The organism is Polaromonas sp. P1_G1, from assembly GCF_056405595.1.
In genome coordinates this window covers 1-778 of the sequence record NZ_JBFUBU010000115.1, presented here as the reverse complement: position 1 = coordinate 778, position 778 = coordinate 1, and the positions used below count along the sequence as shown (strand labels likewise).

General features: G+C 65.6%; 2 pseudogenes. Both read right to left on the bottom strand.

Annotation, left to right across the window (positions count from 1 at the left end):
- Positions 1–599: pseudogene (locus AC1D1Y_RS25965) on the bottom strand (heme utilization protein); the annotation flags it as partial.
- 18 nt (positions 600–617) lie between these two features.
- A pseudogene (locus AC1D1Y_RS25960) lies at positions 618–778 on the bottom strand (hypothetical protein); the annotation flags it as partial.

Sequence of the window (778 nt, the reverse complement as noted above, 5' to 3'; positions counted from 1 at the left end):
GTGCTGGTGGCCAGGCCCGAGAGTTGGGCTGTGGTCAGCACTTGGATGTCGGTGGTCTCAATCGCCGCCACTTGGTCGCTGGTCAGCGCTTTGAGGGTCGCCGTGGACAGGTTCGCAACTTGGTATGTGGTCAGCGAGACCACTTGGTCCGTGGTCAGCGCCGTGACCGTGCCGGTGGCCAGGCCAGCCAGTTGCTTGGTGCTCAGCGCCTGGATGTCGGTGGTCTCAATCGCCGCAATCTGGCCCGTGGAGAGCGCCGCCATCGTGGCCGTCGTCAGGTTGGAGACCTGGTAGGTCGACAGTGCCACCACCGCGTCGGTGGACAGTGCCTTGACTTGTGCTGTGGTCAGCGCCGCCAGTCCCGCTGTGTTCACCACGCCAATCTGGTCGGTGGTCAGTGCCGCTACGGCACTGGTCAGCAGGGCTTGCACCGTACGGGTGCTCAGTCCACTCACTTGGGCGGTGGTCAGCGCCACCACCTGGTCGGTGGACAGCGCCTGTACGCCGCTGGTGCTCAGCGCTCCGAGCTGGCTGGTCAGCAGGGCTTGGATCTGGTCTGTGGAGAGGGCCGCCACCGTGCTGGTCGCAATCGTGCCCATCTGGCCCGTCGTCAGCGCTCGGATGTCGGTCGTCTCGATCGCAGCAACCTGGTCTGTGCTCAGCGCCTTCAGCGTCGCCGTCGACAGGTTCGCGACCTGGTACGTCGTCAACGCAACCACTTGGTCTGTGCTCAGCGCCGAGACGGTGCTGGTGGCCAGGCCCGAGAGTTGGGCTGTGG